We start from the raw sequence: 25,514 nt of genomic DNA, 5'->3' as shown, positions 1-25,514 counted from the left end.
TCACCAAGCACGCTCTGTCCAGTCCACGCTCACCCCGGCATGACGAGAAGGAAGTTTCCGATGCCCATCCCCGCCCCTTTCGTCTCTCGCGCCATGGACATCGAGGAGGCCTGGATCGACTACAACGGCCATCTCAACATGGCCTATTACAACGTGCTGTTCGATCGTTGCTCCGACGAAGCATTCGAGATGATGGGGATGGGGCCGGATTATGTGAAAGAACGACGGCTGACCATCTACACCGCGGAAGTGCATGTCTGCTACGTCCAGGAGTTGCATCTCGACCACAAGGTCACCGTCTCGTTCCAACTCCTCGACCATGACGAGAAGCGGCTGAGGGCCTATCAGGAAATCCGGCATCGCGACGGCTGGCTTGCCGCCACATCCGAAACGCTGTCGCTGCATGTCGACATGGCTGGCCCGAAGGTAGCGCCCTTCCCCGCCGACGTCCTGGCCAGGGTGGAAGCGATGCGCGCCGCCCATGCCGCCCTGCCGATGCCGGAGCGCGCCGGCCGCTCGATCGGTATTCGTCGTAAGCCGGCTTGAACCAAGAGAGCGCTTGAACCACTGGCCAACCGCCGTTAACCTTACCGAGGTTTTAACGTGAACAAGCCGAATTGAGACGTTGAACGACTCAGCGCGGCGTTGGAAAACCATCCGCATCGAATTGCGATACGGGCGGCGGAGCAGCAGCGGTTCGGGGAACGTGCATGAAAACCGATATCAAGGTCGAAGCGGACAGGCTGGCGGCTGACCCACGCATCACCGACTATGATTTCTGGCGCTCGCTGAAGAACCTCAACAACGAGATCTTCCACATCGCCAACAACAACGAGCCGATCCCCTTCGCCATGATCCGCTGGCGCGCCATCCTGAAGCAGGCGCGGATGAAACGCGGCCACGCCTGAACGGTGCGGGAAGAAACAGACCGGTCGTCCGGTTTGCATTTCTGATGATGTGCTGACGAACGATCCCAAGCGTCAAGGCTGGCGCTTCACGCCCCCAGCGGCGATCGCGGCACCACCGGCGACGACTGGATGATCGCCGTGTTGGTCATCGCAAATGGGATGATGCGGTCGATCACCCGTTCGAGCTCGGCCACCGAGCCGACATGCGCCAAAGCGATGAAACAGTCCTCGCCGGTGACCCTGTCGCATTGGGCGATTTCCGGCAGCTCGCGGATGATCTCGGCCACGACGGCCAATTGGCCCGGCACCGGCCTGATGCGCAGCCATGCCGACAGCTTCATGCCGAGCGCGGCCGGATTGATACGCACCGTATAGGCCTCGATCACACCGCTTTCCTGCAGCCGCTTGATGCGCTCGGCAACGCTCGGCGCCGACAGGCCGACCGACCGCGCCAGTTCGGCGGTGCTGGTGCGCGCGTCCTTTTCCAGCAGGCGCAGGATTTTCAGGTCCGCCGGATCCAGATCGCTATTTTCATTTCGAAGGCGTTTCAGCGGAATACTCCTTGATTTCGGAAAGCAAATAGCCGCAATGACCGGCCATCATCCATATCAATGGCAAAAATCGCCTGCGATACTGATCCCATGCAAGATCGGACGCAAGCCCCAGCAGCAAGTCCGGCACTCGCCGGCCCCGCCTTTACCTTGGCAAACGCGGTCCCGCCGCATCTCTGGTTCGGCGTCAGCGCCGTGTTCCACTATCTCGGACCGGCCTTCGCGGTGCTGCTGTTCCCGCATGTCGGCGTGCTCGGCATGGCTTGGCTGCGCATCGCCACCGCGGCACTCGTCTTTGCCCCGTTGACCCGGCCATGGGCGGTCTTCGCCCGCGCCGATCGCTCGACGCGGTTGTTGCTTCTGGCCTTCGGCGTCTGCCTTGGGGTGATGAATTGCTCGTTTTACCTGGCGCTCGACCGGCTGCCGATCTCGCTGGTGGCGGCGATCGAATTCGTCGGCACCATCGCCGTTGCGCTTGTTGGCCTCAGAAGCCCGCGCAATCTCGCCGCCCTCGCGATCGCTGTCGCCGGCACCCTGTTGCTGATAGACGTCAAATGGTCGAGCGATCCCGTCGGCCTGTTCTGGGCCTTCCTCAACGGCACGCTGTTCGTTGGCTACATCGTGCTCGGCCACCGCGTCGCGCGCGGCGGCGCCGGCGATGGCATCGTCGGGCTGGGTGCCGCCATGGCGGTCGCCCTTCTCGTCGTTCTGCCGATCGGTTTCGCCGATGCTCTGCCGGCTTTCTCGGCGCCGCCGCTGCTGCTTGCGGCGGTCGGCGTCGGCATCTGCTCGTCGGTCATTCCCTATATATGCGACCAGCTTGCCATGTCGCGGCTGCCGCGCTCCAGCTTCGCGCTGATGCTGTCTTTGCTGCCGGTCACCGCGACGTTGATCGGCGTCATCGTGCTGCGGCAGGTGCCGAGCCTCACCGACTGCGTTGGCATCGCGCTGGTGGTGGCCGGCGTCGCCCTTCACAAACCGGCGCCGGCGCCCACCTGATCAGTTCAGCTTCTCCTTGAGGAAAGCGATCGTCCGGCCCCAGGCGAGGTCAGCCGCCTTCTTGTCGTAGCGGGCCGCCGACGTATCGTTGTTGAAGGCATGGTTGGCGCCTTCATAGACATAGACCGAGTATTCGACATGAGCCGCGTCGAGTGACTTCTTGAAGGCATCGATGCCGGCATTGGTGCGGGTGTCGAGGCCGGCATAATGCAGCATGAGCGCGGCCTTGATCTTCGGCACGTCCTCGGCCTTTGGCTGCATGCCGTAATAGGCGACGGCGGCGGCGAGGTCCGGCGCGTTGACGGCCAGCATGTTCACCGTGCCGCCGCCCCAGCAGAAGCCGACGGCGCCGACCTTGCCGTTGCCGTCCTTGTAGCCTTTGAGGTAGGCGACCGTTGCGACGGCATTGGCGGCGACCTGTGCTGGATCGAGCTGGGAAAACAGGTCACGTGCCCTGTTTTCATCGTCCGGCGTGCCGCCGAGCGGTGTCATGAAGTCCGGCGCGAGCGCCACGAACCCTTCCAGCGCAACGCGCCGCGCCACGTCGCGAATATGCGGGTTGAGACCCCTGTTCTCATGCACCACGATGACGGTACCAAGCTTGCCGGTCTGGTCCGCCGGCCTGACCAGATAGCCCTTCATCTCGCCGCCGCTGCCGGGATAGCTGATGTCCTCGCCTTTCACACGCGGATCGTCTTCCGCCACGATTGCCGCCTGGGCCGAGTTCGCCGCCAGCAGCGGCGCGATCGCGGCAGCTGCCGCACCCGATCCGGCAAGTCTGGTCAATTGCTCCATGAAGCGCCGCCGGTCGAGCGTCAGATGCGTGTATTCGTCATAGGCATCGATCATCGCCTGGGTAATGACAGGCTTGGCGGCAGTGGGTCCGGCAGGTGTTGTCATGGCGCGCTCCTCGTGGGCCCCCGCGGCAACATAGAGCCGAAGCTTGCCTGGTCCAGTCACGGCGGAGTGAGGCTGCCATAAGTCCCTGCACGAGGGCCGTGATGCCGCGCGCCGCACTGTCGTTAAATTTTGGTCCTTTGTGGCAATGCTAAATGCACGCGCCACGATGTAAAAAGAAGTTACCGGGCTATGCCTCATTCGGGCCATCTGGCGAACTAGAATGGCCATTTGGCGGGAAAAGAATGCCTGATTGACGACGAAGGAATATGCCATGACCTTTCCCTCCCCGCTTCTGGCAAGTGGGTTCGCCCTCGCCGCTATGGCTTTGCTGGCGCTGCGGTTCACTGCCTTCACCGCATTCAAACGATCGTTGATCCAAATCCGCGCCAACCGGCACCCGCCCGCAAACACCAAAGCGTGAGGAAAGGTCATGGACGTTCAGGACATCATCAACACCGTCTCCCAGAAATCCGGTCTCAACCAGGCTTTGACGGAAAAGATCGCCGGCACGATTTTCTCGGTGCTCGAACACGAGGCGGAAGGCACGACTCTGTCCAGCTTCTTCGCCAAGATCCCGGGAGCCGACGCCCTGGCCAAGCAATATGATGTCATGGCTCCCGGCGCGGCTTCCGGTGGTGGCCTCCTGTCCTCGCTGGAGGGCGCGCTCGGCGGCGCTCTCGGCGAAAAGACCGGCGCGCTGATCAACGGCGTCGCCATACTCAAGGCATCAGGCCTTACGCTGGCACAGATCAGCCAGGCCGGCACGATGCTGGTCCAGCAGGCCGAGGCAGCCGCCGGCCCGCAGCTGACCAGTGAGGTACTTGCATCGGTACCCGACCTGAAAGGGCATCTCGGGCTCTGAAGGAACTTCTCTATTTCGGCAGCGTATAGGCCATCACATAGTCGCCCGGCTTGGTACCGACCGAGCCGTGGCCGCCGGCAACGATGACGACCAACTGGCGCCCGTCGGCTACCGTGTAGGTCATCGGTGTCGACTGCCCGCCCGCCGGCAGCCGCGCCTGCCAGAGCTGTTTGCCGGTCGTCAGGTCATAGGCGCGCACATAGTCGTCGACCGCCGCACCGAGGAAGGCGACGCCGCCGGCAGTGATCATCGGCCCGCCAATGCCGGGCACGCCGACCTTGAATGGCAGCGGCAATGGCGTCATGTCGTAGACGGTGCCGTTGCGATGCTTGTAGACGATCTTTCCGGTCCGAAGGTCGGCACCCGCCACATAGCCCCAGGGCGGCGCCTGGCAGGGAATGCCGAGCGGCGACAGGAACGGCTTCAATATTACTGCGTAAGGTGCACCGTCATTGCGGTTCAGGCCCTGTTCGCTGCCCTTGGTGTCGCCGGGCGGCGGCACGTCGGCGCGCGGCACCAGCTTGGAGATGAACGCCAGGTATGTCGGCATGCCGAACATCACCTGCCGGACCGGATCGACTGCCACGCCGCCCCAGTTGAAGGTGCCGAAATTGCCGGGGTAGATCAGCGAGCCCTGCAGCGACGGCGGCGTGTAGCGGCCCTCATAGCGCAACTTCCGGAGCTCGATCCGGCAGGCCAGCTGGTCGAACATGGTGATGCCCCACATATCCGCGCCGGTCAGCGGTTTCGGACTGAAGCTGAGATCCGAGACCGGCTGCGTCGGCGAGGTATGGTCGCCTTCGATCGCGCCGCCCGGCGCCGGCACTTCCTTGACCGGAACGATCGGCTCGCCGCTGCGCCGGTCGAGCACATAGAGGTCGCCCTGCTTGGTCGGCCCGACCAGCGCCGGCACCACGCCACTTTCCGTGGTGATGTCGACCAGCGTCGGCTGCGCCGGCACGTCCATGTCCCAGAGATCGTGGTGCACGGTCTGCCGCACCCAGCGCAATTGTCCGCTGTTGAGATCGAGCGCGGTGATCGACGAGGAGAATTTCTCGTCATTGGCGCTGCGCCCGGCGCCGAGCTGGTCCGGCGTCTTGTTGCCGAGCGGCACATAAAGCAGGCCGAGCTTTTCGTCGGCGCTTGCCGTCGACCACATGTTGGGCGAGTTGTTGGTGTAGGTCTGGCCCGGCGGCAGCGGCGTCGTCTGGTCCGGATTGCCGGAATCCCAATTCCACAACAGCGCGCCGGTGTCGGCATCGTAGGCACGGATGACCCCGGACGGCTCCTGCGTCGAATAATTGTCGTTGACCGCGCCGCCGACGATGATCTTGTTGGCGACGATCAGCGGCGCCGAGGTCGAATAATAATAGCCCGGCTTCGGATATGGCATGTTGGCGAGCAGGTTCAGCGTGCCGCCTTCGGCGAAAGTCGGGCAGACCTGGCCATTCGCCGCATCGAGCGCGATCAGCCGGGCGTCGGATGTCGGCAGGTAGATGCGTGTGGCGCAGGGCTGGCCGGCGGCGACCTTGGCATCGGCATAATAGGCCACGCCGCGGCAGGTCTGGTGCTGGCGGTCCTTGTTGAGCTTGACCTGCGGATCGAAGCGCCATTTCTCCTTACCGCTCGCGGCATCGATGGCGATGGCGAAATTATGCGGCGTGCAGATGTAGAGCGTGTCGGCGATTTTTAGCGGCGTCACCTGATAGGTCGTCTCGCCGATGTCGTCGGGCCCTTTCACGTCGCCGGTGCGATAGGTCCAGGCCGGCTGCAGATTGGCAACGTTTTCGGCGGTGATCTGGTCGAGCGGCGAATAGCGCTGGCCGTATTGCGTGCGACCGTAATAGTGCCATTCGCCAGCCGGCACGTTGCCGCCAAGATCGGCCGTCGGCGTCACCTTGTCGGTGTTGAGTTCACCCGTAATATCCTTTGGATCGGTCGTCATCGAATAACCGGCGACGGCAAGCGATGCCAGTACGGCGAGGATAAGCGGTGCGCGTCCGTCGGGACCGGTAAGCCCGCGCCGCGCCCATGGCGTCAACAGCCATAGCGCGACAAGCACGATGATGCCGCCGCGCGGGCCGAGCTCCCACCAGTCGAAGCCGATCTCCCAAACCGCCCAGGCGAGCGTGCCGAGCACGATCGCCGCGTAGAGCCACAGCGCCGTGGATCTGCGCCTGTAGAGCAGCCAGGCCGCGACAAGGAAAGCTAGACCGACGATGACGTAGTACCAGCTGCCGCCCAGCGTCACGAGCCAGATGCCGCCGCCGCCAATCGCCAGGCCGATGAGGAAAAGGATCAGGGAGGTGATGACCACAGCCAAGACGGTGCTCCTTCGACTGGTGCGCTCCGCGACGCGTCCATGGGCAACCCCGCATTGCGTTCCTGCCCCCACGCAACTTTCTCCGGCCCGCTTCCACTGTCAAGCAAGCTCGGCGTTTTACGGTGCCGGCCCATCGCAAGCCCGGCGTTTTGGTTAGCAGACCCATCCAGATTGTGAGTCCACCGACTGGACAGAGAACAAAACGGAGACACTTCTGGCCTTTCGCTGCCGAATCACTACATTCGGGGGGAGATGTCCGGCTTTTCGGAAGACATGCCCTTTTTTGAGGAACCGAACGCGCGGCCCGTGGCCCCGTCGGGCATTGCCGCGCGCGCCATGGCTGCCCGCAGCAACCAGAACAACGCGCCCGATTATCTCAACGGCCTCAACCCCGAGCAGCGGCTGGCGGTGGAAACCACCGAAGGCCCGGTGCTGGTGCTGGCCGGCGCCGGCACCGGCAAAACGCGCGTCCTGACCACCCGCATCGCCCACATCCTTGCCACCGGCAAGGCTTTCCCCTCGCAGATCCTCGCCGTCACCTTCACCAACAAGGCGGCGCGCGAGATGAAGCAGCGCATCGGCCTGTTGATCGGTGAAGGCAATGTCGAGGGCATGCCGTGGCTCGGCACCTTCCACTCGATTGGAGTGAAGCTGCTGCGCAGACATGCCGAGCTGGCCGGGCTCAAATCCGACTTCACCATTCTCGACACGGATGATGTCGTGCGCCTGATCAAGCAGCTTATCCAGGCCGAAGGGCTGGACGACAAGCGCTGGCCGGCCAAGCAGTTCGCCCAGATGATCGACGGCTGGAAGAACAAGGGCCTTGGCCCCGCCGACATCCCCGAGGGCGATGCCCGTCCCTTCGCCAACGGCAAGGGCCGCGAGCTCTACAAGGCCTATCAGGAGCGGCTGAAAACGCTGAACGCTTGCGACTTCGGCGATCTCCTGTGCCATCCGATCCGCATCTTCCGCGGCAATCCGGACGTGCTGAAGGAATACCACAAGCGCTTCCGCTACATCCTCGTCGACGAATATCAGGACACCAACACCGCCCAGTACATGTGGCTGCGGCTGCTGGCACAGCGGCCGCAATCCTCCCCCCTTGAGGGGGAGGTGCCCGCGAAGCGGGCGGAGGGGGTTGCCGCAGAAGGCACCGCTAGAGCGTCGAGCACTGCCGCCGGTAGGTCAAGCACTGCCGCACGGACCCCACCCGACCGGGCTTCGCCCGGCCACCCTCCCCTCAAGGGGGAGGGAAGCCCGCGCCTGTCCACCGTAAATATCTGCTGCGTCGGCGACGACGACCAGTCGATCTATGGCTGGCGCGGCGCCGAGGTCGACAACATCCTGCGCTTCGACAAGGATTTTCCCGGCGCCACCATCATCCGGCTGGAGCGCAACTATCGCTCGACCGCGCACATCCTCGGCACCGCCTCCCACCTCATCGCCCACAATGAGGGCCGCTTCGGCAAGACGCTGTTCACCGAAAAGATCGCCGAGGACGACGAGAAGGTGCATGTCCACGCCGCCTGGGATTCCGAAGAGGAGGCCCGCGCCGTCGGCGAGACCATCGAGGCTTATCAGCGCCAGAAGCACAATCTCAACGACATGGCGATCCTCGTCCGCGCGTCCTTCCAGATGCGCGAATTCGAGGACCGCTTCGTCACGCTCGGCCTCAACTACCGCGTCATCGGCGGCCCGCGCTTCTACGAGCGCCTCGAAATCCGCGATGCGTTGGCCTTCTTCCGCGTCGTCGCACAAGGCGCCGACGACCTCGCCTTCGAGCGCATCGTCAACGTGCCGAAGCGCGGCCTTGGCGAGGCCACCATCCGCCAGATCCACGACACCGCACGGGCGCTGCGCATCCCGATGCTGGAGGCGGCGGCAAAACTCGCCGAGAGCGACGAGCTGAAGCCGAAGCCACGCGCCGCACTTCGTGAGGTCGCGGCCAATTTCGAGCGCTGGCAGAAGGCGCTGGAAACCACCCCGCACACCGAGCTCGCCGAGACCATTCTTGAGGAGAGCGGCTACACCGATATGTGGAAGAACGACCGCTCGGTCGAAGCACCGGGACGGTTGGAAAACCTGAAGGAACTGATCCGCTCCATGGAGGAGTATGAATCGCTGCGCTCCTTCCTCGAACATGTAGCACTCGTCATGGACGCCGAGCAGAATGCCGAGCTCGACGCGGTCAACATCATGACGCTGCATTCGGCCAAGGGCCTCGAATTCGAAACCGTGTTCCTGCCCGGCTGGGAAGAAGGGCTGTTCCCGCACCAGCGTTCCCTCGACGAGGGCGGCCGCTCAGGGCTGGAGGAGGAACGCCGCCTCGCCTATGTCGGGCTGACCCGCGCCAAGAAGAACCTGCACATCTGGTTCGTCTCCAACCGCCGCATCCACGGCCTCTGGCAATCGACCATCTCGTCACGCTTCATCGACGAGCTGCCGGAAGCCCATGTCGAAGTTTCCGAGAGCGGCAACTCCTACGGCGGCTACGGCAATGCCTATGGCGGCGGCTCGTTCGCCTCCGGTCGTGGAGGCCAAAGTGCAGGCAGGCAGAACCCTTATGGGGCATCGCGCTTCGACAACATTGGCGGCAATAACGGCGCTGAAAAATCCGGCGCTTTCTCCAGCACCTATGCGACACCGGGCTGGCAGCGCGCCCAAGCCAACCGCACCGAGGCGACCGACCGCAATTGGGGCACGCGCTCCGGTCACCAGGTCGAGCGCATCGGCTATGGCGAAACCGACTCCGGCTACGGCGCCGGTCGCACCTCGGTCAAGGGGCGCACCATCGACGGCGAGCTGGTCGCCAAATCCGTCGCCCACACGCCGTCCCCCTTCAGCGTCGGCGACCGCGTCTTCCACCAGAAATTCGGCAACGGCAACATCTCGGCCATCGAAGGCAACAAGCTGACCATCGACTTCGACAAAGCCGGCCAGAAACGCGTGCTGGACGGGTTTGTGACGGGGGTGTGAGGCCGCCGGGCGCTAGCGATACCGCGCCTGGTTCCACTTGTGGCCGAGCAGCGACAGGATGATGATCAGGCCGTTGAAGAACTGGACATAGAAGCCGCTCAGGCCTGCCGCCACCACGCCGGTCTGGATGAACGAGACGGTGACCGCGCCGATCGCGCCGCCGACAACAGTGCCGATGCCGCCCCAGGTCGGGGTGCCGCCAACGAACACCGATGCCAGCACCGGCAGCAGGTATCCGTCCCCCGCCGTCGGCCACCAGGTGAAGTTGATCATCACCGAGAAGGTGCCGGCGATCGCAGCCCCGATGCCGACGAAGACGAACACTTTTACCCGCACGCGCTTGACGTCGATACCCATCTGCTGGGCGCTGTCGGGATTGTCGCCGACCACCTTGACCTGCGCGCCGAAGCGATGGCGGTTGTAAAGCAGAGCCGACAGCACGACGAAGCCGATGGCCCAGAAGATCTGCACCGGAATGCCGTAAAGCTGGCTGGAGAAGATCTTGTAGGCCCAGCTGTCGGCAAGGCCGGTCAGCGCCGTCGACCTGCCCTCGTTGATGATCTGGATCAGGCCGCGCAGCAGGAAATTCATGCCGAGCGTGGCGATCAGCGACGACAGCCCGCCATAGACGACCAGCGAGCCGACCAGGAAGCCGAGCAGCATGCCGGTGACGATTGCGGCGGCGATGCCGAGGAACGGGTCGTAGCCGGCCTGCACGACCAGCGCGAAGACCCATGAGGCAAAGCCCATTGTCGCCGGAAACGACAGGTCGATCTCGCCGCAAGTGACGACGAAGACCAGCGGCACCACCACGAACAACGCCACCGGCAGCGTGGTCAGCACGGAACTGTAGAGATTCCAGGTGGTGAACACGATCGGGTTGGCGATCATGAACACCGCCATCATGACGATGAACACGGCAAGCGTGCCGAGCGCGGCGCGGTTGTCGAGGATGAACCCGCGCAGCCAATTGTCGGACGGGTGTCTCCACTCTTTCCCGGCGGCCTCATTATGCGTGCCGCCGAGGGGGCTCTGCAGATCGGGTTCCATGGTCTTGCTCATCGTGCCGCCCTCCCTGCATCGCCCGCGTCGTGCAACCCCGGCAATCCGCTGGGGTGGGCGACGTCTTCCATGAAATTGATCAGATCCTCGGCCGATTTGACCTCGCTGCGGTCGGCGGTGAGCGCGACCTTGCCGCGGTCCAGCACCACGAAGCGATCGGCGATATCGAAGACGTGGTGGATGTTGTGGCCGATGAACAGGATCGAGCGACCGCTCGCCCGCACCTGGCGCACGAAGTGGAAGACCTTGGCGGTCTCGGTCAGCGATAGCGCGGTCGTCGGTTCGTCGAGGACTATCAGCTCCGCCTTCTTATAGATGGCCCGCGCGATCGCCACGCCCTGCCGTTCGCCGCCCGAGAGCTGGCCGACGATCGACTGTGGCGTGAACACTTTCGAGGTGAAGCCGATCTCGCGCATCAGCCGGCTCGCCTCCGCGATCTCCTTGTTGACCTTCAGCCAGCCAAGCCAGCCGGTGAGTTCGCGGCCCATGAAGATATTGCGTACGATCGTCTGCTGCACGGCGAGCGCCCGGTCCTGGAACACCGTTTCGATACCGGCGTCGCGCGAGCGCGCAGGGCTCCATCCGGTCACCGGCTTGCCGCGGACGAGAATCTCGCCGCTGGTCGGTTTGACCACGCCGGACAGGATCTTGATCAGCGTCGACTTGCCGGCGCCATTGTCGCCGATCAGGCCGACCACCTCGCCGCGATCGACGCTGAGATTGACCCCGCCCAGCGCATAGACCTGGCCGTAGGACTTGGTGATGTCGCGCAGTTCGATGATGCGTTCGGCCATGGCGATCCTCGCTTGATTGTCGCGTGCCGGCCTTTTCGCCGGCGGTCCCGCCGGCCGGGCTCGATCCCGGCCGACGGCTTGGGAGGTCAGCGCAGCGCCTGCTTGGCGAGCTCGGCGACGATCTCGTAATTCTGCGGCGTGACGAAGCCGGCGCCGGTATCGACATTCATCGGTGCGAGACCCAGCACAACCTGCTGGCAGAGGCTGAGGATCGGCAGATAGCCCTGCAGGAACGGCTGCTGGTCGGCCGTCAGCTGCACCCAGCCGCCCTTGAAGCCCTCGACGATCTGCGGGCTGGTGTCGAAGCCGAAGTTGAAGATATCGCCCGGCTTCCTGCCCGCCGCCTGCATGTAAGTCGGGACGTTGCCCAGCATCTGTCCGCCGGGATAGCCAACCGCCTTGACGTCGGGATTGTTGAGCAGTGCCGCGGTGATCACCGGAAGGGCCAGATTGGGGTCGGAAGCCCATTCGCCGCTTGGCGGCGAGGAGAGCTGTATGACCTCGACGCCCGCTTCCTTGAGGGCAGCGACAGTGCCGCGTTCGCGCGCGCCGCGGCTCTCGTTCTCGAACGGGCCGATCATGATTGCCTTGTCGCCGGCCTTGAGCCCGGCCAGCTTGACCGCCTCGGCACCAAGCGCGCGGCCCTGCTGCTCCTGCTGGGCACCGACATAGCCGCCGCCGAACGCCGCCGTGACCGTCGGCACCGGCACGTTCTGGTACATCATCTTGATGCCGTCCTTGTGCGCCTGTTCGGCCAGCGGCATGATCGCGGCGTCGCCCGGGTGGCCCATCATGGCGATGCCTTGGGGCTTGACCGCGACAGCCTCGCGCAATTGCTGCACCATCTTCTCGACATCCCACTGGGAAAAGATGTAGTCGACCTTCGGCCCGAGATCGGCCGCCGCCTGCTTCGCGCCATTATAGACGATCGTGCCGAAGGCATCGCCCTCGGCGCCGCCGACGAAGAAACGGATATGGACATCCTTACACCACTGGGCATCGAGCGCCTGCGCCGGCAAGGTCGAGAGTGCGGCGGCGAGCGCCATCGCGGCCGCCGCGACGGTCGAGCGCAGAACTGTCCTTCTCATCGTAATGCTCATGCACTTATCCTCCCTTTGTTCCCTCGCTAGCCGAGGGGTTTTGACGATTGCTTCGGCATTGCGCCGCAATCTTTCGCTGGCCGGCACCTCCCGCCGGCTTGTCCTGTTTTTATGCATGTCGTTATCGCAAAACCGCTGGGCACTTTTGCGCGACATGCATTAGCCTCACACCGGGTTCGGCAGGTAGCTCGCGCCTCCCCGGCATTGTTGGAGATAATCCAGTGCCCGCGCCTGGCCGGTGATCTCGAGATCGCCGCGATAGACCGGGTCGTGCCAGCCCTCGATGTCGATGGCGCCCTTGTAGCCGGCCAGCCGCAGCTCGCTGATCACCCGCGTCCAGTCGCTGTCGCCGAAGCCAGGGGTGCGCATCTGCACGAACGGCAGGCGGCCGAACACGCCATGTTCGCGGATCACGTCCCAGCGCACCGTCGCGTCCTTGCCGTGGACGTGGAAGATACGCTGCGCCCATTTGCGGATCTGCGGGATCGGATCGATCAGATAGACCAGCTGGTGGCAGGGCTCCCACTCCAGGCCGAGATTGTCGTTTGGCAATTCGTTGAATATCAGCTCCCAGGCGTCCGGATTGTGGGCGATGTTCCAGTCGCCGCTGGCCCAGTTGCCGTCCATGGCGCAGTTCTCGAAGGCGATGCGCACGCCCTTGTCGGCGGCCCGCTTGGCGAGCGGCCCCCAGACCTCGCGGAAGCGCGGCAGGCTGTCGGGCAGCGGCTTGCCGCGGATGCGGCCGGTGAAGCCGCTGACCATGTTGGTGCCGAACCGATGCGCGTTGTCGATGATCGTTTCCCACGCCTCGAGCACGCCGCGATCGATCTCGCCGCTCTCCAGCGGATTGCCGAACACGCCGATCGACGAGACGATGACATCGGCATCGCCGATCGCCTCGCGGATCTCGCCCGCCAGCCGCGGAATGTCCTTGCCGCCCAGCGTCTGCCAGAAGAACGGCTGGATGCTCTCGAAGCCGAGCGGCAGGATCTGCCTGACATAGGCGGCCGGGTCGTCGAGGTTCGCACGCACCATGGTGCCGATCCTGATGTCGAGCAGCGGGTTTGGCATCATGACCCCTCCTGTTGAGCGATAGCGACCCGGCGCCCGGTTTCGGCGCTCTCGATCGCAGCGAAAACCATGGCCAGGCTCTTGATGTTGTCGGCGCCGCGCGTCTCCGGCTCGGTGCCGGTTTCGACGGCGCGGACGAAATCCTGGATGATGCCGAGATGGCCGCCGACGCGATCTGCCGGGTCGAGCGGCGGCACGGCTATCGGTTCGGTGCGGTCGAACAGGCCTTCACGGACCGGCCGCACGACTTCCGCCTTCAATCCGTCCGCGCCGTCCCAGACAATGCTGCCGCGCTCGGCGACGATCCGCCATGTACTGTCCCAGCTTGTACGGAAGCCGGCCGCGCACCAACTGCCGGCATAGGTGAACAGCTTGCCGCCGCCGAGGTTGAAGCTTGCGGCTGCCGACGACCCTTGCCGATACCAGGAGTTGGCCGGCTCCCACTCCTGGCAATAGACGCCGGCCGGTTCGCCGGCCACCATGTAGCGGGCTGCATCGAATGTGTGGATCGCCATATCGAGCAGCAGCACATGGCGCATCTCTTCGCGAAAACCGCCGAAATGCGGCGCAACGAAGAAATCGGCGTGGATGCTGGTTGGCGCACCAATGGCGCCGGAATCGAGAAAGCGCCGGATGCGCCTGACATTGGCGACATAGCGGCGGTTCTGCACGACGGCATGGATGCGGCCGGCGCTGCGGGCCGCCTCGACAATGGCACGCGCATTGTCCGGGCTGTCGGCCAGCGGCTTTTCGGTCAAGAGATGGCAATGGTGGGCAAAGGCGGAAAGCGCGACCTCGCGGCGGGCGGCGGGAACCACGACGTCGAATACCGCGTCGGGCCTGGTCTGGTCGAGCACGGCGTCGAGCTCAGTTCCGATGACGGCGCCGGAAAGCTCGTATTCGCGCGCCCTTGCCCGCGCCCTTTCGGCGTCGAGATCAACCAGGCCGACAATGGCGAGCCCGTCGATCTGCTTGGCCGCATCGAGCCAGGCCTTGCTCATCGCGCCGCAGCCGACCAGGACGACATTGATCATCCAGCACTCCTCCCTCTCGGCCCCTCCAGACCGATCGTCACGGCGTTCACGGCAGAGCCGCAAACGTTCTTCCGTAAACGTTTACGAGAACACACCCGATGGCGTAGAATGTCAATTGGCCGGCTGTGAAAAATCGTGGCGTCGGCTTGGCCCGGAGAGCAGCCGGTGCTAGCCAAGCAAGGGGGAGAACTGTCCTTTGGCGTCCAGCATTCACGACCTTGCGCGTCACCTGAATATTTCGATCGGCACGGTGTCGCGCGCGCTCAACGGCCGCGCCGACGTCAATGCCGACACACGCCAGCGCGTGCTCGATGCGGCCAAGAAGCTGAATTATTCGCCGAACCAGTCCGGCCGCAGCCTGCGGCGCGGCGCCACCCATTCGATCGCCTTCATGCTGCAGCCTCATCCGGGCGACCAGGAATATGGCGAGCCGTTCTTCATTCCGTTCCTGACCGGGTTGCAGGCCAAGCTCGCCGAAAGCGGCCTCGACCTGATCGTAGTGATGGGCGCGCCGGGCGACTACCAGCAGGAGCGCCTGCGCCGTGTCGTCGAGACGCGGCGGGCCGATGCCGTGGTGCTGGCCTGGACGCGGCGCGAGGACGAGCGCATCGACTATTTGACCCAGGCCGGTTTCCCGTTCGCGACGCTCGGCCGCAGCCGCTCCGGCGGCGATGCCTATCCCTCGCTCGACCTCGATTTCGAAAAAGCCGGGGCTGACGCGGTCGATCGTCTCGTCGCGCGCGGTCACCGCCGCATCGCCGCCATCCGCCCGTCGCTCGACCTCAATTTCGGCTATCTGTTCCTCGCCGGCTATCGCAAGGCGTTGCGGCGGCACGGCATCGAATTCGACCCCGAGTTGATCGCCGACGGCTTCATCAACGAGGCCGGCGGCTACGCGGTGATGCCGAAGGTCATGCACTCCAAGGACCCGCCGACGGCCATCATCTTCAACAACGACGCGATGGCGCTTGGCGGCTGCAAGGCTCTGGCCGAGGCGGGCATCAGGCCCGGCCACGACGTTGCGGTGATCGTCATCGTCGACACCCCGCTCTGCCGCTATTTTTCGCCGGCGCTGACCGGCTTCCGCCCGGCGCTCGAGCCGATGGGCGAGCGGTTGGCCGAAATGCTGCTGGCATCGATCCCGGCTTACGCCGGCGCCGAAGGCGCACGCATCATCCGTGAAGTCTGGCCGCTGGAACTGATCGCGCGCGACAGCGATTGAATCGCGGCACTTCCCTTCTCCCCTTGGGGAGAAGGTGGCCGAGCCCACGGGTCTTGCCTTCGGCAAGCCAGAGGACAGGCTCAGCTCGGTCGGATGAGGGTGCTCCAGCTCGGCACCGAGGCACTCCGTCCAGCACCCCTCTTCCGTCTCGGCGCTGCGCGCCGATCCACCTGCTCCCACAAGGGACGAAGGAACAAGCGCCCTCTGTCACGCAAGTATCATGTTCGCGTCCTAGACCTTTTTCGGAAAGCGCTGGCGGCATGTCGATGCGACGCCCGCTTCGGCTGTTTTGTCACAAAGAGGATTTCCATGAAAAACCTGCACCGAAACGCGTCCCTCGCGGTCGCGCTGGCGATGTTCACCGCCTTGACTCCGGCCTTGGCTGAAAACGCAGCGACCGTCGGCGGCGTCAGCTTCGTCAACAAGGGCCTGGTCGGTGTCGGTCGCATCCCGGCCAGCCAAAGGGACAAGTTCGGCGAGACGTTTGGCTCCGGCTCGGGCATGGCGATCGACGCTGCCGGCTGGACGCATGGCGCCGATGGCTATAAGGGCTCGCTGTGGCTGCTGCCGGATCGTGGCTACAATGTCGTCGGCACCACCGATTACCGTCCGCGCATCAACACGATTGCCATCGAATTCGCCCAGATCGCACCGGGTGCGGCACCAGCCGCCGGCCAGGAACAGTCGGGCCTCAAGGCAACCCTTGCCGACACCATGCTTTTGACCGACGACAAGGGCGCCGACGCAACCGGCCTCGATCCGCTCAACGGCGTGCGCGCCGCGACCGACGACATGCCGATCCTGCCCGAAGCCAACGGCAAGCTCGCGCTCGATAACGAGGCGATCGTGCGGCTGCCCGACGGCACCATGTTCATCTCGGACGAATATGGTCCGAACATCTACCACTTCTCCGCCGATGGGCGTCTGATGTCGGCAACGCAGTCGCCGGCGGCGCTTGTCCCGATGCGTCATGGAACGCCGAACTTCGCGTCCAACAATCCGGGACCGGGCGCGGCAGACCCAGATCCGACGGATCCCGAAACCGGCCGTCAGAACAACCAGGGCCTCGAAGGCATGGCACTGACGCCGGACGGGAAGTTCCTGATCGCTGTGCTGCAATCGGCCCCCAGACAGGATGGCGGCGATTCCGCTTCGACGCGCCAGAACACGCGCGCGCTGGTCTACGATGCCTCGGATCCGGCCCAACTCAAGCTTGCGCATGAATATGTTGTGCCGCTGCCGGTGTTCACCGATGCCAAGGGCAAGACCAAGATTGCCGCGCAGAGCGAAATCGTGGCTCTGTCGGACAAGACCTTCCTGATGCTGGCGCGCGACAGCGGCAACGGCCAGGGGGTGAAGGGCGACACCTCGCTCTATCGCGAGATCAGCGTCGTCGATGTGTCGGCGGCAACCGACATCGCCGGCACCGAGTTCGACAAGGACAAGCCGGTTGCGCCCAAAGGTGAGCTCGATCCCTCGGTGACGCCGGCCAAGCTGACGCCGTTCATCGACATCAACGACAAGACCGAGCTCGGCCACTTCGGGCTGCACAATGGCGCGCCCAATGACCGCAACAACCTTTCGGAGAAGTGGGAGGCGATGTCGGTGGTGAGCGTCCTCGATCCAACACGGCCCGACGACTATTTCCTGTTCGTCGCCAACGACAATGACTTTCTCACCCAGGACGGCTTCCAGGTCGGCGCGGCCTACAAGGCCGAAGATGGCGCCGATGTCGACACGATGTTCCTGGTCTATCAGGTCACGCTTCCAGGCCTCGCCGGGAAGTAGCGACACCCCCAGGCAGGCGGACGCGCCGAACGCGTCGGCCTGCCTGGCACGATCGAACGGTCGGGCCCTTCAGTTGCGGCTCGCCGGCACAAGGATTGTGTTCTAGTGGGTTTGCAAAACCTAAGACTGATGATCCGTCGAAGGCACTTACCTCAACATCTCCGCGTCCTTTGGCACGCCCGCATCGATCGGCTCGGCCGTCCTGTCCGACACGGCGGCGATCTTCCCGGCGGCCGACAGGTTCGGGCGCACGAAGACCGGCGCGACGCCGTCGACGCGGCTGTAGAGGTCGATAATGTCCTGATTCATGAAGCGCACACAGCCGGAGGAAGCGTTCTTCCCGATGGAATCCCACTCCGGCGTGCCGTGCAGCCGGTACATCGTGTCCTTGCCGTCGCGGAAGAGATATAGCGCGCGTGCGCCCAGCGGGCTGTGCGGGCCGGGCGGCATGCCGTCCTTGTATTTCGCAAGTTCCGGCCGGCGCTGGATCATCTCCGGCGGCGGCGTCCAGACCGGCCACTTCTTCCTCGCCTGAACCACGGCGCTGCCGGTCCGAAACCGGCCTTGCCGAGGCTGACGCCATAGCGAATTGCCTTGCCGCCGTCGCGCACCAGATAGAGGAAGTGCTCGGAGGTATCGACGACGATCGTGCCGGGTTTTTCTCCGGTCGGATCGGACACGATTTGGCGCACGAATTTCGGATCGACCTTGGCTACCGGGATTGCCGGCAGTTGATAGCCCTCGTCGACGCGCGCCGCATACATACTTGCGGCATCGCCGAAAGCCGGATCGCTTGGCGCCGCGGTCACTGGCGGCGCCGCTACGTCCGTCGTGGTGCACGCCGAAAGAGCCACGGAGGCCGCGCCCAAAGCGGATGCACCAAGAAACGCACGCCGGTTCAGGCGCTCAAAAAACAGCGGAATATCGGACATGAACCCCCGGCTTGCCCATGAGATCTAGGAAAGATGCGGCCCCACGCGTGCAGGATCAATATACGATTCCGGAAGCTTTGAGAACATGATTGGATCAAGGCACGCCAGGCGGAATTCGCAACGCTGCGTCGACCTGTCTCGTTAAATCGGCAATCATTGCGGACCGGACTCAAGATAGCCTTCGCCGAGTTGCCTGCCATGGACGACAAGATGCCCGCACGCCGGCGGACCAGCGACCTCACCAGTGGACCTATCCCGCGTACATTGCTGCTGTTCGCCCTGCCGGTGCTCGGCTCCAATGTTCTGCAGTCGCTCAACGGCTCAATCAATGCCGTCTGGGTCGGTCGTTTCCTCGGCGAAGCGGCGCTGACCGCCACGTCCAATGCCAACCTCGTGCTGTTTCTCATCCTCGGCACCGTCTTCGGCATCGGCATGGCGGCGACCATCCTGGTCGCGCAATCGGTCGGCGCCCGCGATCTGCCCGAAGCCCGCCGCATCGTCGGCACCAGTGCCACCTTCTTCTTCCTTGTCTCGGTGGTGTTCGCGGTCTGCGGCTGGATCTGGGTCGATACAATCCTCAATGCGCTCGGCACGCCGGCCGATGCGTTGCCGCTGGCGCGTTCCTATCTGCGTATCATTTTTCTCGCCGTACCGATGATGAACCTGCTGTCCTTCGTCATGATGGTGCTGCGCGGCGCCGGCGATTCGCGCACGCCTTTCCTATTCATGGCGCTGGCCGTCGTGCTCGACGTCATTTTGAACCCGTTGCTTATTCTCGGCATCGGCCCGTTCCCCGAACTCGGCATCGCCGGCTCGGCCACCTCGACGCTGATCGGCCAGACGGTAAGCGTGCTTGCCATCCTGATCGTGCTTTATGCGCGCAAGCACCCGCTGCGGCTGGCCGGCGTCAATCTTGCTCTGCTGCGGCCGGACCCGGCGCTGCTGCGCATTGTCGTCTTCAAGGGCGTGCCGATGGGCCTGCAGATGATCGTCGTCTCGTCCGCGGCGCTGACTGTGATGGGCATGGTCAATGCCTACGGCTCGCAGGTCGCGGCTGCCTACGGCATAGCCGCCCAGCTCTGGACCTATATCCAGATGCCGGCGCTCGCCATCGGCGCCGCGGTCTCGTCCATGGCGGCGCAAAATGTCGGCGCCGGGCGCTGGGACCGGATCGGCCGCATCGCCGCGTCCGGCGTCGGCTTCAACCTTGTGCTTACCGGCGTGCTTGTCGCGCTGCTGTTCGTATTCGATCGCGCGGTGCTCAGCCTCTTCCTCAGCAGCGACAGTGCAGCGATCGACATCGCCACTCACATCAACAAGGTCGCATCCTGGTCCTTCATCCTGTTCGGCATCACCATCGTGCTCTTCGCCACTGTGCGTGCCACGGGCGCGGTGATGCCGCCGCTGATCATCCTGGTGATCTCGGTACTTCTGGTGCGCACCAGCTTCGCCTATTTCTTTCGAAGTGCGATCGGTGAGGAAGCGTTGTGGTGGAGCTTTCCGGCCGGCTCTATAACCTCGCTCGTGCTGGCCGCGGCCTATTATCGCTTCGGCCGCTGGCGCAGCCTGCACATGATCGAAAGCCGGCCGGCTGCCGGCGAACCGCCGGATACCGGCCTCGGCGTACCGCGCCAGCGCGCGCATCTTTCGCCCGAGACACCGAACGGCTGAAAGGTCGGCTCAGCGCGCGTATTTCGCGCCAAACCCGAGAGCGACCAGGGAAAAGACGACAATCATGCCGGCAAAGGCCAGGCTTGCCACGGTCGCACCTGCCACCGTCGACAGAACGCCGATGCCGATGACCGGCAGCGCGTTGCCGCAAAAACAGCAGATGAAGAAGGCCGAGACGACTTCGGCGCGCCGGGCCGCCGGCGCGATCTCGTTCACCACTTGCAAGCCGCCGCGATAGCCGAGCGCTGCCGCCACGCCGCACAAGGCGGTCCCGGCAATCATTATGGCCATCGAGGCGAAGACCTGCGCCGCAACAATCAGCGCGACGGTTGGGATCATCAGCGCAAGCGCCGCGAACATCGCGGCTCGGCTCGAAAGACGTGCCGTCACTACAATGGTGGCGGCCGTCACGATTGCCAATTCAAAGAACAGAGCGCCGGCTTCGGCATGGTTGGTTACCTGCAGCTGCTGCGCCAAAATGCTCGGTGCGAGTGCTGCATAAAAGCCGACCAGCGCCATTGCGCCAAAGCCGGTCACCGCCGGCGCAACGAAACTTGCGCGGATGTCATCGGGCACGGAAAGCCGCGGCCGCATCGAAACGTCAGCCAGTTTCCCCGGCCGCGAAACGGTTTCCCGCGTGCGCCAGACCAGCAGGGTTACAGTCGCGAGCATCGCCAGGTAGACGACGAATGTCAGCCTGAGCGGCCAGGTAGCGTATTCGGCGAGCAACCCGGCCCCCAGCGCACCGAGGCCGAGGCCGAGAAAATTGGTGCTGGTGGCAATCGTCGCCGCCTGTGACTTGTCGTCGGTCGGGAGCAATTCGGCGAGCCAGGCGGTGCCGGTGCCCGCGCCGACGCCGATTCCCAGTCCGCTCAGAATTCGGGCGATGTCGAGCCAGGCGACATTTTCGGCGAACAGGAAAACCACCGCGCTGACGACGGCCACCGCCATCCCGGCCAATGCCATTGGACGGCGCCCGATGACATCGGACACACGCCCTAACATCAGAAGCGCTGCCAGATTGCCGATGACATAGACGGCGTAGACCAGCGTCAAAGTGATCTGCGAGAAGCCGAAGACCTGCTTGTAGATGATGTAAAGTGGCGTCAGCGCCGTGCTGCCGGCGAAAAGGGCCGCAATCATGGCGGCCACGGCGGCCGCTGCAGCGCGGCCGCCGAGTTCGTGATCGCGCGTCATGACTTGAGCGTGAGCTGTCATTTTTTCGACCTTTTGCTGTTCGGGATCTGACATCCTAACGCCTTTTTCGCGTCAGCCGTTCCCCCTCCCCGGCTTGCTCCTGACAAGTTTGGCATCTTTGCCGATGGCGCTGAGCGAGATCCTCTTTTAACTTCAGCGGATTGTCAGGGGAGATTCATGGGCAAGGGACGAGTCGAGGCATTCACCGATGGCGTGGTCGCCATCATCATCACCATCATGGTGCTGGAATTGAAGGTGCCGCATGGCGAGGATTTTTCCGCGCTGGCACCAGTCTGGCCGATATTCCTCAGCTATGTGCTGTCCTTCATCAATGTCGGCATCTACTGGAATAATTTGCACAACATGTTCCATACCGTGCAGCGGGTCGACGGCCGCGTGCTGTGGGCGAACCTCAACCTGCTGTTCTGGCTATCGCTGATGCCGGCGACGACAGCCTTCATGGGTGAGAACCATTTCGCGCCGGTGCCGGTTGCCGTCTATGGCGTCGACCTGGCGCTCTGCGCCATCGGCTTCAACATCCTCACCCTGGCCCTGCATCGACTGCACGGCAACGAGACTCTCTTCGCCAGGGCGTTGGGCAATGACCTCAAGGGAAAGATCTCGCTGGTCCTCTATCTTTCCGCCATCGCGCTGACCTTCGTCAATCACTGGATCGGTGTCTCGATCTATGTCCTGGTGGCGATGATCTGGTTCGTGCCGGACAGGCGCTTCGAGCGGCTGATCGAGAAATAGGCCCCCTCTAGCCTCGCATTGCTTTCAGCTTTTCCGCTACCGAAGCGGCAAGGTCGGCGTAGCGCTCCTCCAGCCGCTCGGCCGCCTTGATCACTGAAGAATCATGGCCGAATTTTTCCAGCGCCATGCGCAGCTTTTCGACAAATTCGGCCTGTTTTTCGAGCGCCGAAAACAGCGTTTTCACTTGCGCTTCGCTGATGTCGGGATTGGCGAGCATCTGCGGCACCTCGCGGCTCATCTGGTCGCCGGTTGCGGTCTGTTCTTTCAGGATCTCGATCCAGTCGGTCAATCGTCAGGTCTCCTTTTTCGATATCAGCATGCGCAGCGCCCGCCGACGCGGTCAACCCGAAGATGCCGGCACCGGCTTGCGCGAGTCTCGTTCCGCGCTAAGTTCGCCGCGGCCAGAACAGGAGAAAATCATGACCACCGACGCCGAGATCCAGACCGCCCTGCCCGCACTTGCCTCAGGCAATGTCGCCGTCGTTACCGGCGCGGCCAGCGGCATCGGCCTTGCCGCCGCCAAAAGGCTGGCGGCGATGGGCATGAAGATCGTGCTGGCCGATATCGGCGGCGCACGCCTCGATGCGGCCGGGGGCGCGGTCCCCGCCATCCCGGGCGACAGCGCGGTTATTGACATTCCCACAGCCGTTTCTAACGCCGCCGAGCCCCCCCGCCTCGCCGAAAGGACGTCCGGCACTTTCGGCGACGTCTCGCTGCTGATGAACAATGCCGGCGTCGGCAACAATCCCGGCAAGCCGTGGGAAAGCCGCGACGCTTGGAAACGGCTGCTGGACATCAATTTCTGGGGCGTCGTCCATGGCGTCGAGGCGTTCGCGCCGCGCATGCTGGCGGCGGGAAAGCCCGGCCTGATCGTCAACACCGGCTCCAAGCAAGGCATTACCACGCCGCCCGGCAACCTCGCCTACAACGTTTCCAAGGCGGGCGTGAAGACCTATACCGAAGGCCTGGCGCACGCGCTGCGCAACGAGCCGGGCGCCAGTGTCGCGGCGCATCTGCTTATCCCCGGGTTCACTTTTACCGGCCTGACCGAAGGCGCCGCCGAAAAGCCGGCCGGAGCCTGGACCGGCGAGCAGGTCATCGACTTCATGCTGGCCTCGCTGTTGCGTGGCGATTTCTACATCCTGTGTCCCGATAACGAGGCGACCCGGTCCATGGACGAAAAGCGCATGGCCTGGGCGATTGGCGACATCATTGAGAACCGTCCTGCTCTGTCGCGCTGGCATCCGGACTACAAGGATGCTTTCGCGGCATTCATGACACGCAGCGCATGATCCCGAACCGAAGATCACCGTAGCAAAGAATCGGATCCGATGTTCGCAGGTATGCGCCGGACCTTTATATCACGCCGCCGCATGCTTCTTCGTGTTCCGCTTCTTCGCCATGGCTTTCTCGGCTGCCAACTCGGCAAGCTTCTGATCATGCCGCTTCGCTGCCTGTTCGCATTTCTTGCGGATCTCTTCGACTTCGGTCTCAGTCAGGTGTTCGATACCGATGAAGGTGTTCTGGGCTGTGCTGACCCGGATCAATTCGTCGAGCTTCGCCTGGATCGCGGCGCCATCGCGGTTCTGGGTGTTCTGAATGAGAAACACCATCAGGAAGGTGACGACCGTCGTGCCGGTGTTGATGACGAGCTGCCACGTGTCCGAAAAGCCGAACATCGGCCCGCTTGCAGCCCAGACGACGATGATCAGGAAACAGACGGCAAACGTCGGCGGCAGGCCGGCAAAATGGGCGACGTTGTTGGCGATCCTGGTGAAAAGCTTCTCAATCATTCAAACTCCCTCAGCAGCCGGGCGACGAACCCGGACGGAAGCCGAGTTCATTGTGTCTGCAGAAACAGTTGGCAGCCGCTCCTGGTTCCCTCGCGGCGGAAGGTCGCGGGTACATTGTTGGAGGAGCAGATCGCGCAGGCCGTCGGACCGCTTGCAGATAGCCCGAACTCAGGCGGCGTCGTTTTCCCAGCGGTCGAGGAAAGCCTCGATGGGCAAGGCCTGCATGTCGGGGACTGCCCTGGCCAGTTTCTCGACCGGCCAGTCCCACCAGGCAAGACGTTCGATCCGGGCCGCAGTTCCCGCGCTGAAGCGCTGCCGCAATGGCCTGGCCGGAACGCCGGCGACGATTGCATAGGCCGGCAGGTCTCGCGTCACCACCGCGTTGGCACCGACGATCGCGCCGTTGCCGATCACTATGCCAGGCATGATCACGGCGCTATGGCCGATCCAGACATCATGGCCGATGCTGACGGCTCTCGCCCGCCGCCGGTCGCGGAATGCCTGATCGACACCCAGCCAGCGGAAGTACTCGTTGGGCCGATAGCTGATTTTGTGCTGCGTCAGCCGCTCGACCGGATGCTCCAGCGCATTGATGCGGCTGTTGGCGGCGATCGAGCAGAATTTGCCGATCGTCGTATAGATCGCCTCGGCGTGGCGCTCGAAGTAGGAAAAGTCGCCGACCGTCACCTCGCGCAGGATGACCCGCTCGCCGATCGACGCGTAGCGTCCAAGCTTGCACGCCTTCAGCTCCGCCGTCGGATGGATGCGCGGCTCGGGATCTTTCAGGACAAGGTGTTCGGGACGGTCCATGCGCGCGCTTTACGCCCGCGCGCATAGTCTCGCAAGCCGAGTGCAGCGCCGCGCATCCGTTTGGACGCGCCAAGGACCCTGTAGCACCTTCAGTCTCTATTTCGGCTTGCCGCTGGTCCACACCACGTTCTGGCCGTAGAGCGGCACGGTGGTGACCGACATTTTTGCCGAGCCATCCTGCACCTGGCGTGAATGCGACAGGTAAATCAGCGTCTCGTTGGCCTTGTCGTAGATGCGGTTCACCACCTGCTTTTTCCAGATCAGGCTGATGCCTTGCTTGAACACCTCCTCGCCGGCCTCGCTCATGTCGATGTCGCCAATGGTGATCGGCCCGGTCTGGCGGCAGGAGATCGAGGAATCGGACGGGTCCTCGAACCAGTTGCCTTTCTGCAGGCGGTCGATCATGCCACGGTCGAAATAGGAGACGTGGCAGGTCACGCCCTCGACCTTCGGATCCTTGATCGCCTCGACGATGATATCGTTGCCGAGCCAATCGACGCCGACCTTGCCGACTTCCTCGGCGGCGGCCGCGCCGGCGCCAATGACAAGGCATGCGGCTAACGCGCCGCCAATCAGTTTTCGCAAAGAGGCCTCCTGCGGTTCAAATTTTGCCGACCTCAGGTGGGACGAACGGCAGCGCTTTGCAAGCAGATCGCCTCCCACAGGATTGCCGGTTGCGGCAACGCGACATCTTTGCGTCGGCGCGACCGAACCGCTAAGAGTGTTCGCCAAGCCAGGGCCTTCACGGCGCCAACCCGGCGCCCGATG

At 63.9% G+C, this 25,514-nt stretch carries 24 protein-coding genes and 1 pseudogene; 11 read left to right on the top strand and 14 right to left on the bottom strand.

The genetic code is table 11. The annotated features are described in order from the left end of the window. Positions 1 to 60: 60 nt before the first annotated feature. On the top strand, positions 61 to 546 hold the full coding sequence (locus NKJ84_RS05300; protein WP_352505630.1) for a thioesterase family protein: 486 nt from the start codon (positions 61 to 63) through the stop codon (positions 544 to 546). A 164-nt stretch (positions 547 to 710) separates the two neighbouring features. Next, on the top strand, positions 711 to 908 hold the full coding sequence (locus NKJ84_RS05295; RefSeq protein WP_023676715.1) for a hypothetical protein: 198 nt from the start codon (positions 711 to 713) through the stop codon (positions 906 to 908). Positions 909 to 994: 86 nt separating this feature from the next. Here NKJ84_RS05295 and NKJ84_RS05290 read toward each other — a convergent pair whose 3' ends face one another. Beyond that, entirely contained in the window at positions 995 to 1,459 is a 465-nt protein-coding gene (locus NKJ84_RS05290; RefSeq protein ID WP_352505671.1) for an Lrp/AsnC family transcriptional regulator, read from the bottom strand. A 90-nt stretch (positions 1,460 to 1,549) separates the two neighbouring features. On the opposite strand from NKJ84_RS05290, the gene NKJ84_RS05285 reads away from it, so the two are divergent. Further along, positions 1,550 to 2,458, top strand: a complete 909-nt coding sequence (locus NKJ84_RS05285; protein WP_352505629.1) for an EamA family transporter — start codon at positions 1,550 to 1,552, stop codon at positions 2,456 to 2,458. On the opposite strand, the gene NKJ84_RS05280 is transcribed toward NKJ84_RS05285, so the two are convergent. Beyond that, positions 2,459 to 3,358 (bottom strand): dienelactone hydrolase family protein, encoded by a 900-nt coding sequence (locus tag NKJ84_RS05280; protein WP_352505628.1) that lies wholly within the window; start codon positions 3,356 to 3,358, stop codon positions 2,459 to 2,461. A 271-nt stretch (positions 3,359 to 3,629) separates the two neighbouring features. Here NKJ84_RS05280 and NKJ84_RS05275 point away from each other — a divergent pair, with 271 nt between their 5' ends. Together NKJ84_RS05275 and NKJ84_RS05270 are read left to right on the top strand one after the other, a co-directional pair. Beyond that, positions 3,630 to 3,779 (top strand): hypothetical protein, encoded by a 150-nt coding sequence (locus tag NKJ84_RS05275; RefSeq protein ID WP_352505627.1) that lies wholly within the window; start codon positions 3,630 to 3,632, stop codon positions 3,777 to 3,779. Positions 3,780 to 3,788: 9 nt separating this feature from the next. After that, positions 3,789 to 4,220: a hypothetical protein gene (locus NKJ84_RS05270; protein WP_023721154.1), complete on the top strand. Its 432-nt coding sequence runs from the start codon at positions 3,789 to 3,791 to the stop codon at positions 4,218 to 4,220. A gap of 10 nt (positions 4,221 to 4,230) precedes the next feature. Here NKJ84_RS05270 and NKJ84_RS05265 read toward each other — a convergent pair whose 3' ends face one another. After that, on the bottom strand, positions 4,231 to 6,543 hold the full coding sequence (locus NKJ84_RS05265) for a glucose/quinate/shikimate family membrane-bound PQQ-dependent dehydrogenase (RefSeq protein WP_352505626.1): 2,313 nt from the start codon (positions 6,541 to 6,543) through the stop codon (positions 4,231 to 4,233). A gap of 252 nt (positions 6,544 to 6,795) precedes the next feature. Here NKJ84_RS05265 and NKJ84_RS05260 point away from each other — a divergent pair, with 252 nt between their 5' ends. Continuing rightward, positions 6,796 to 9,519, top strand: coding sequence for an ATP-dependent helicase (locus NKJ84_RS05260; RefSeq protein ID WP_352505625.1), 2,724 nt, complete (start codon positions 6,796 to 6,798; stop codon positions 9,517 to 9,519). A gap of 12 nt (positions 9,520 to 9,531) precedes the next feature. Here NKJ84_RS05260 and NKJ84_RS05255 read toward each other — a convergent pair whose 3' ends face one another. The 5 genes from NKJ84_RS05255 to NKJ84_RS05235 all read right to left on the bottom strand — a co-directional run bounded on the left by NKJ84_RS05255 (position 9,532) and on the right by NKJ84_RS05235 (position 14,580). Then, entirely contained in the window at positions 9,532 to 10,581 is a 1,050-nt protein-coding gene (locus tag NKJ84_RS05255) for an ABC transporter permease (RefSeq protein ID WP_352505624.1), read from the bottom strand. Further along, positions 10,578 to 11,375, bottom strand: a complete 798-nt coding sequence (locus NKJ84_RS05250; RefSeq protein ID WP_352505623.1) for an ATP-binding cassette domain-containing protein — start codon at positions 11,373 to 11,375, stop codon at positions 10,578 to 10,580. The genes NKJ84_RS05255 and NKJ84_RS05250 overlap by 4 nt, the downstream gene beginning before the upstream one ends. Before the next feature lie 86 nt (positions 11,376 to 11,461). Beyond that, positions 11,462 to 12,475 (bottom strand): substrate-binding domain-containing protein, encoded by a 1,014-nt coding sequence (locus tag NKJ84_RS05245; protein ID WP_023676725.1) that lies wholly within the window; start codon positions 12,473 to 12,475, stop codon positions 11,462 to 11,464. Positions 12,476 to 12,640: 165 nt separating this feature from the next. Next, positions 12,641 to 13,546 carry a sugar phosphate isomerase/epimerase family protein gene (locus NKJ84_RS05240; protein WP_352505670.1) on the bottom strand — a complete coding sequence of 302 codons (906 nt, stop codon included), beginning with the start codon at positions 13,544 to 13,546 and terminating at the stop codon, positions 12,641 to 12,643. Beyond that, positions 13,546 to 14,580 (bottom strand): Gfo/Idh/MocA family protein, encoded by a 1,035-nt coding sequence (locus NKJ84_RS05235; protein WP_352505622.1) that lies wholly within the window; start codon positions 14,578 to 14,580, stop codon positions 13,546 to 13,548. Before NKJ84_RS05235 ends, NKJ84_RS05240 begins: the two co-directional genes overlap by 1 nt. 196 nt (positions 14,581 to 14,776) lie before the next feature. Between NKJ84_RS05235 and NKJ84_RS05230 the strand changes: the two genes are divergently transcribed. Next, positions 14,777 to 15,802 (top strand): LacI family DNA-binding transcriptional regulator, encoded by a 1,026-nt coding sequence (locus NKJ84_RS05230; RefSeq protein WP_352505621.1) that lies wholly within the window; start codon positions 14,777 to 14,779, stop codon positions 15,800 to 15,802. Positions 15,803 to 16,111: 309 nt separating this feature from the next. Next, positions 16,112 to 17,590, top strand: coding sequence for an esterase-like activity of phytase family protein (locus NKJ84_RS05225; protein ID WP_352505620.1), 1,479 nt, complete (start codon positions 16,112 to 16,114; stop codon positions 17,588 to 17,590). Positions 17,591 to 17,737: 147 nt separating this feature from the next. Here the strand turns inward: NKJ84_RS05225 and NKJ84_RS05220 are convergent. Next, positions 17,738 to 18,522: pseudogene (locus NKJ84_RS05220) on the bottom strand (L,D-transpeptidase). 198 nt (positions 18,523 to 18,720) lie between these two features. Between NKJ84_RS05220 and NKJ84_RS05215 the strand changes: the two are divergent. Further along, on the top strand, positions 18,721 to 20,193 hold the full coding sequence (locus NKJ84_RS05215; protein WP_352505619.1) for an MATE family efflux transporter: 1,473 nt from the start codon (positions 18,721 to 18,723) through the stop codon (positions 20,191 to 20,193). Positions 20,194 to 20,202: 9 nt separating this feature from the next. Here the strand turns inward: NKJ84_RS05215 and NKJ84_RS05210 are convergent, their stop codons facing one another. Beyond that, the gene (locus NKJ84_RS05210) at positions 20,203 to 21,411 is read right to left on the bottom strand and encodes an MFS transporter (RefSeq protein ID WP_352505618.1); all 1,209 of its coding nucleotides are present in this window, start codon (positions 21,409 to 21,411) and stop codon (positions 20,203 to 20,205) included. A 156-nt stretch (positions 21,412 to 21,567) separates the two neighbouring features. On the opposite strand from NKJ84_RS05210, the gene NKJ84_RS05205 reads away from it, so the two are divergent. Further along, positions 21,568 to 22,143, top strand: a complete 576-nt coding sequence (locus tag NKJ84_RS05205; RefSeq protein ID WP_352505617.1) for a TMEM175 family protein — start codon at positions 21,568 to 21,570, stop codon at positions 22,141 to 22,143. 7 nt (positions 22,144 to 22,150) lie between these two features. Here NKJ84_RS05205 and NKJ84_RS05200 read toward each other — a convergent pair whose 3' ends face one another. Beyond that, entirely contained in the window at positions 22,151 to 22,432 is a 282-nt protein-coding gene (locus tag NKJ84_RS05200; protein ID WP_352505616.1) for a hypothetical protein, read from the bottom strand. A gap of 130 nt (positions 22,433 to 22,562) precedes the next feature. On the opposite strand from NKJ84_RS05200, the gene NKJ84_RS05195 reads away from it, so the two are divergent. After that, entirely contained in the window at positions 22,563 to 23,435 is an 873-nt protein-coding gene (locus NKJ84_RS05195; RefSeq protein WP_352505615.1) for an SDR family NAD(P)-dependent oxidoreductase, read from the top strand. A gap of 69 nt (positions 23,436 to 23,504) precedes the next feature. Here NKJ84_RS05195 and NKJ84_RS05190 read toward each other — a convergent pair whose 3' ends face one another. From NKJ84_RS05190 to NKJ84_RS05180, 3 genes are all read right to left on the bottom strand, one after another. Further along, complete coding sequence (locus tag NKJ84_RS05190; protein ID WP_031211766.1) at positions 23,505 to 23,936, bottom strand: low affinity iron permease family protein; 432 nt, start codon at positions 23,934 to 23,936, stop codon at positions 23,505 to 23,507. A gap of 168 nt (positions 23,937 to 24,104) precedes the next feature. Beyond that, a complete protein-coding gene (locus tag NKJ84_RS05185; RefSeq protein WP_352505614.1) occupies positions 24,105 to 24,746 on the bottom strand; it encodes a DapH/DapD/GlmU-related protein in 642 nt (213 codons plus the stop codon). 96 nt (positions 24,747 to 24,842) lie between these two features. Further along, on the bottom strand, positions 24,843 to 25,331 hold the full coding sequence (locus NKJ84_RS05180) for a CreA family protein (protein WP_254818969.1): 489 nt from the start codon (positions 25,329 to 25,331) through the stop codon (positions 24,843 to 24,845). Between the last annotated feature and the right edge of the window lie 183 nt (positions 25,332 to 25,514).

The sequence above is a fragment of the Mesorhizobium sp. M0048 genome, from assembly GCF_040323405.1.
Taxonomy (GTDB): domain Bacteria; phylum Pseudomonadota; class Alphaproteobacteria; order Rhizobiales; family Rhizobiaceae; genus Mesorhizobium.
Note: the sequence above shows the minus strand (reverse complement) of the source record. Positions and strands in the feature narration are given on the sequence as shown.

Bases quoted from the DNA above. Each gene is read 5' to 3' on its own strand.
- NKJ84_RS05195 (WP_352505615.1), top strand. From the start codon at position 22,563: ATGACCACCGACGCCGAGATCCAGACCGCCCTGCCCGCACTTGCCTCA.
- NKJ84_RS05255 (WP_352505624.1), bottom strand. From the start codon at position 10,581: ATGAGCAAGACCATGGAACCCGATCTGCAGAGCCCCCTCGGCGGCACG.
- NKJ84_RS05280 (WP_352505628.1), bottom strand. From the start codon at position 3,358: ATGACAACACCTGCCGGACCCACTGCCGCCAAGCCTGTCATTACCCAG.
- NKJ84_RS05260 (WP_352505625.1), top strand. From the start codon at position 6,796: ATGTCCGGCTTTTCGGAAGACATGCCCTTTTTTGAGGAACCGAACGCG.
- NKJ84_RS05250 (WP_352505623.1), bottom strand. From the start codon at position 11,375: ATGGCCGAACGCATCATCGAACTGCGCGACATCACCAAGTCCTACGGC.
- NKJ84_RS05270 (WP_023721154.1), top strand. From the start codon at position 3,789: ATGGACGTTCAGGACATCATCAACACCGTCTCCCAGAAATCCGGTCTC.
- NKJ84_RS05235 (WP_352505622.1), bottom strand. From the start codon at position 14,580: ATGATCAATGTCGTCCTGGTCGGCTGCGGCGCGATGAGCAAGGCCTGG.
- NKJ84_RS05190 (WP_031211766.1), bottom strand. From the start codon at position 23,936: ATGATTGAGAAGCTTTTCACCAGGATCGCCAACAACGTCGCCCATTTT.
- NKJ84_RS05210 (WP_352505618.1), bottom strand. From the start codon at position 21,411: ATGACAGCTCACGCTCAAGTCATGACGCGCGATCACGAACTCGGCGGC.
- NKJ84_RS05205 (WP_352505617.1), top strand. From the start codon at position 21,568: ATGGGCAAGGGACGAGTCGAGGCATTCACCGATGGCGTGGTCGCCATC.
- NKJ84_RS05215 (WP_352505619.1), top strand. From the start codon at position 18,721: ATGGACGACAAGATGCCCGCACGCCGGCGGACCAGCGACCTCACCAGT.
- NKJ84_RS05275 (WP_352505627.1), top strand. From the start codon at position 3,630: ATGACCTTTCCCTCCCCGCTTCTGGCAAGTGGGTTCGCCCTCGCCGCT.
- NKJ84_RS05300 (WP_352505630.1), top strand. From the start codon at position 61: ATGCCCATCCCCGCCCCTTTCGTCTCTCGCGCCATGGACATCGAGGAG.
- NKJ84_RS05185 (WP_352505614.1), bottom strand. From the start codon at position 24,746: ATGGACCGTCCCGAACACCTTGTCCTGAAAGATCCCGAGCCGCGCATC.
- NKJ84_RS05225 (WP_352505620.1), top strand. From the start codon at position 16,112: ATGAAAAACCTGCACCGAAACGCGTCCCTCGCGGTCGCGCTGGCGATG.
- NKJ84_RS05295 (WP_023676715.1), top strand. From the start codon at position 711: ATGAAAACCGATATCAAGGTCGAAGCGGACAGGCTGGCGGCTGACCCA.
- NKJ84_RS05285 (WP_352505629.1), top strand. From the start codon at position 1,550: ATGCAAGATCGGACGCAAGCCCCAGCAGCAAGTCCGGCACTCGCCGGC.
- NKJ84_RS05240 (WP_352505670.1), bottom strand. From the start codon at position 13,546: ATGCCAAACCCGCTGCTCGACATCAGGATCGGCACCATGGTGCGTGCG.
- NKJ84_RS05245 (WP_023676725.1), bottom strand. From the start codon at position 12,475: ATGAGCATTACGATGAGAAGGACAGTTCTGCGCTCGACCGTCGCGGCG.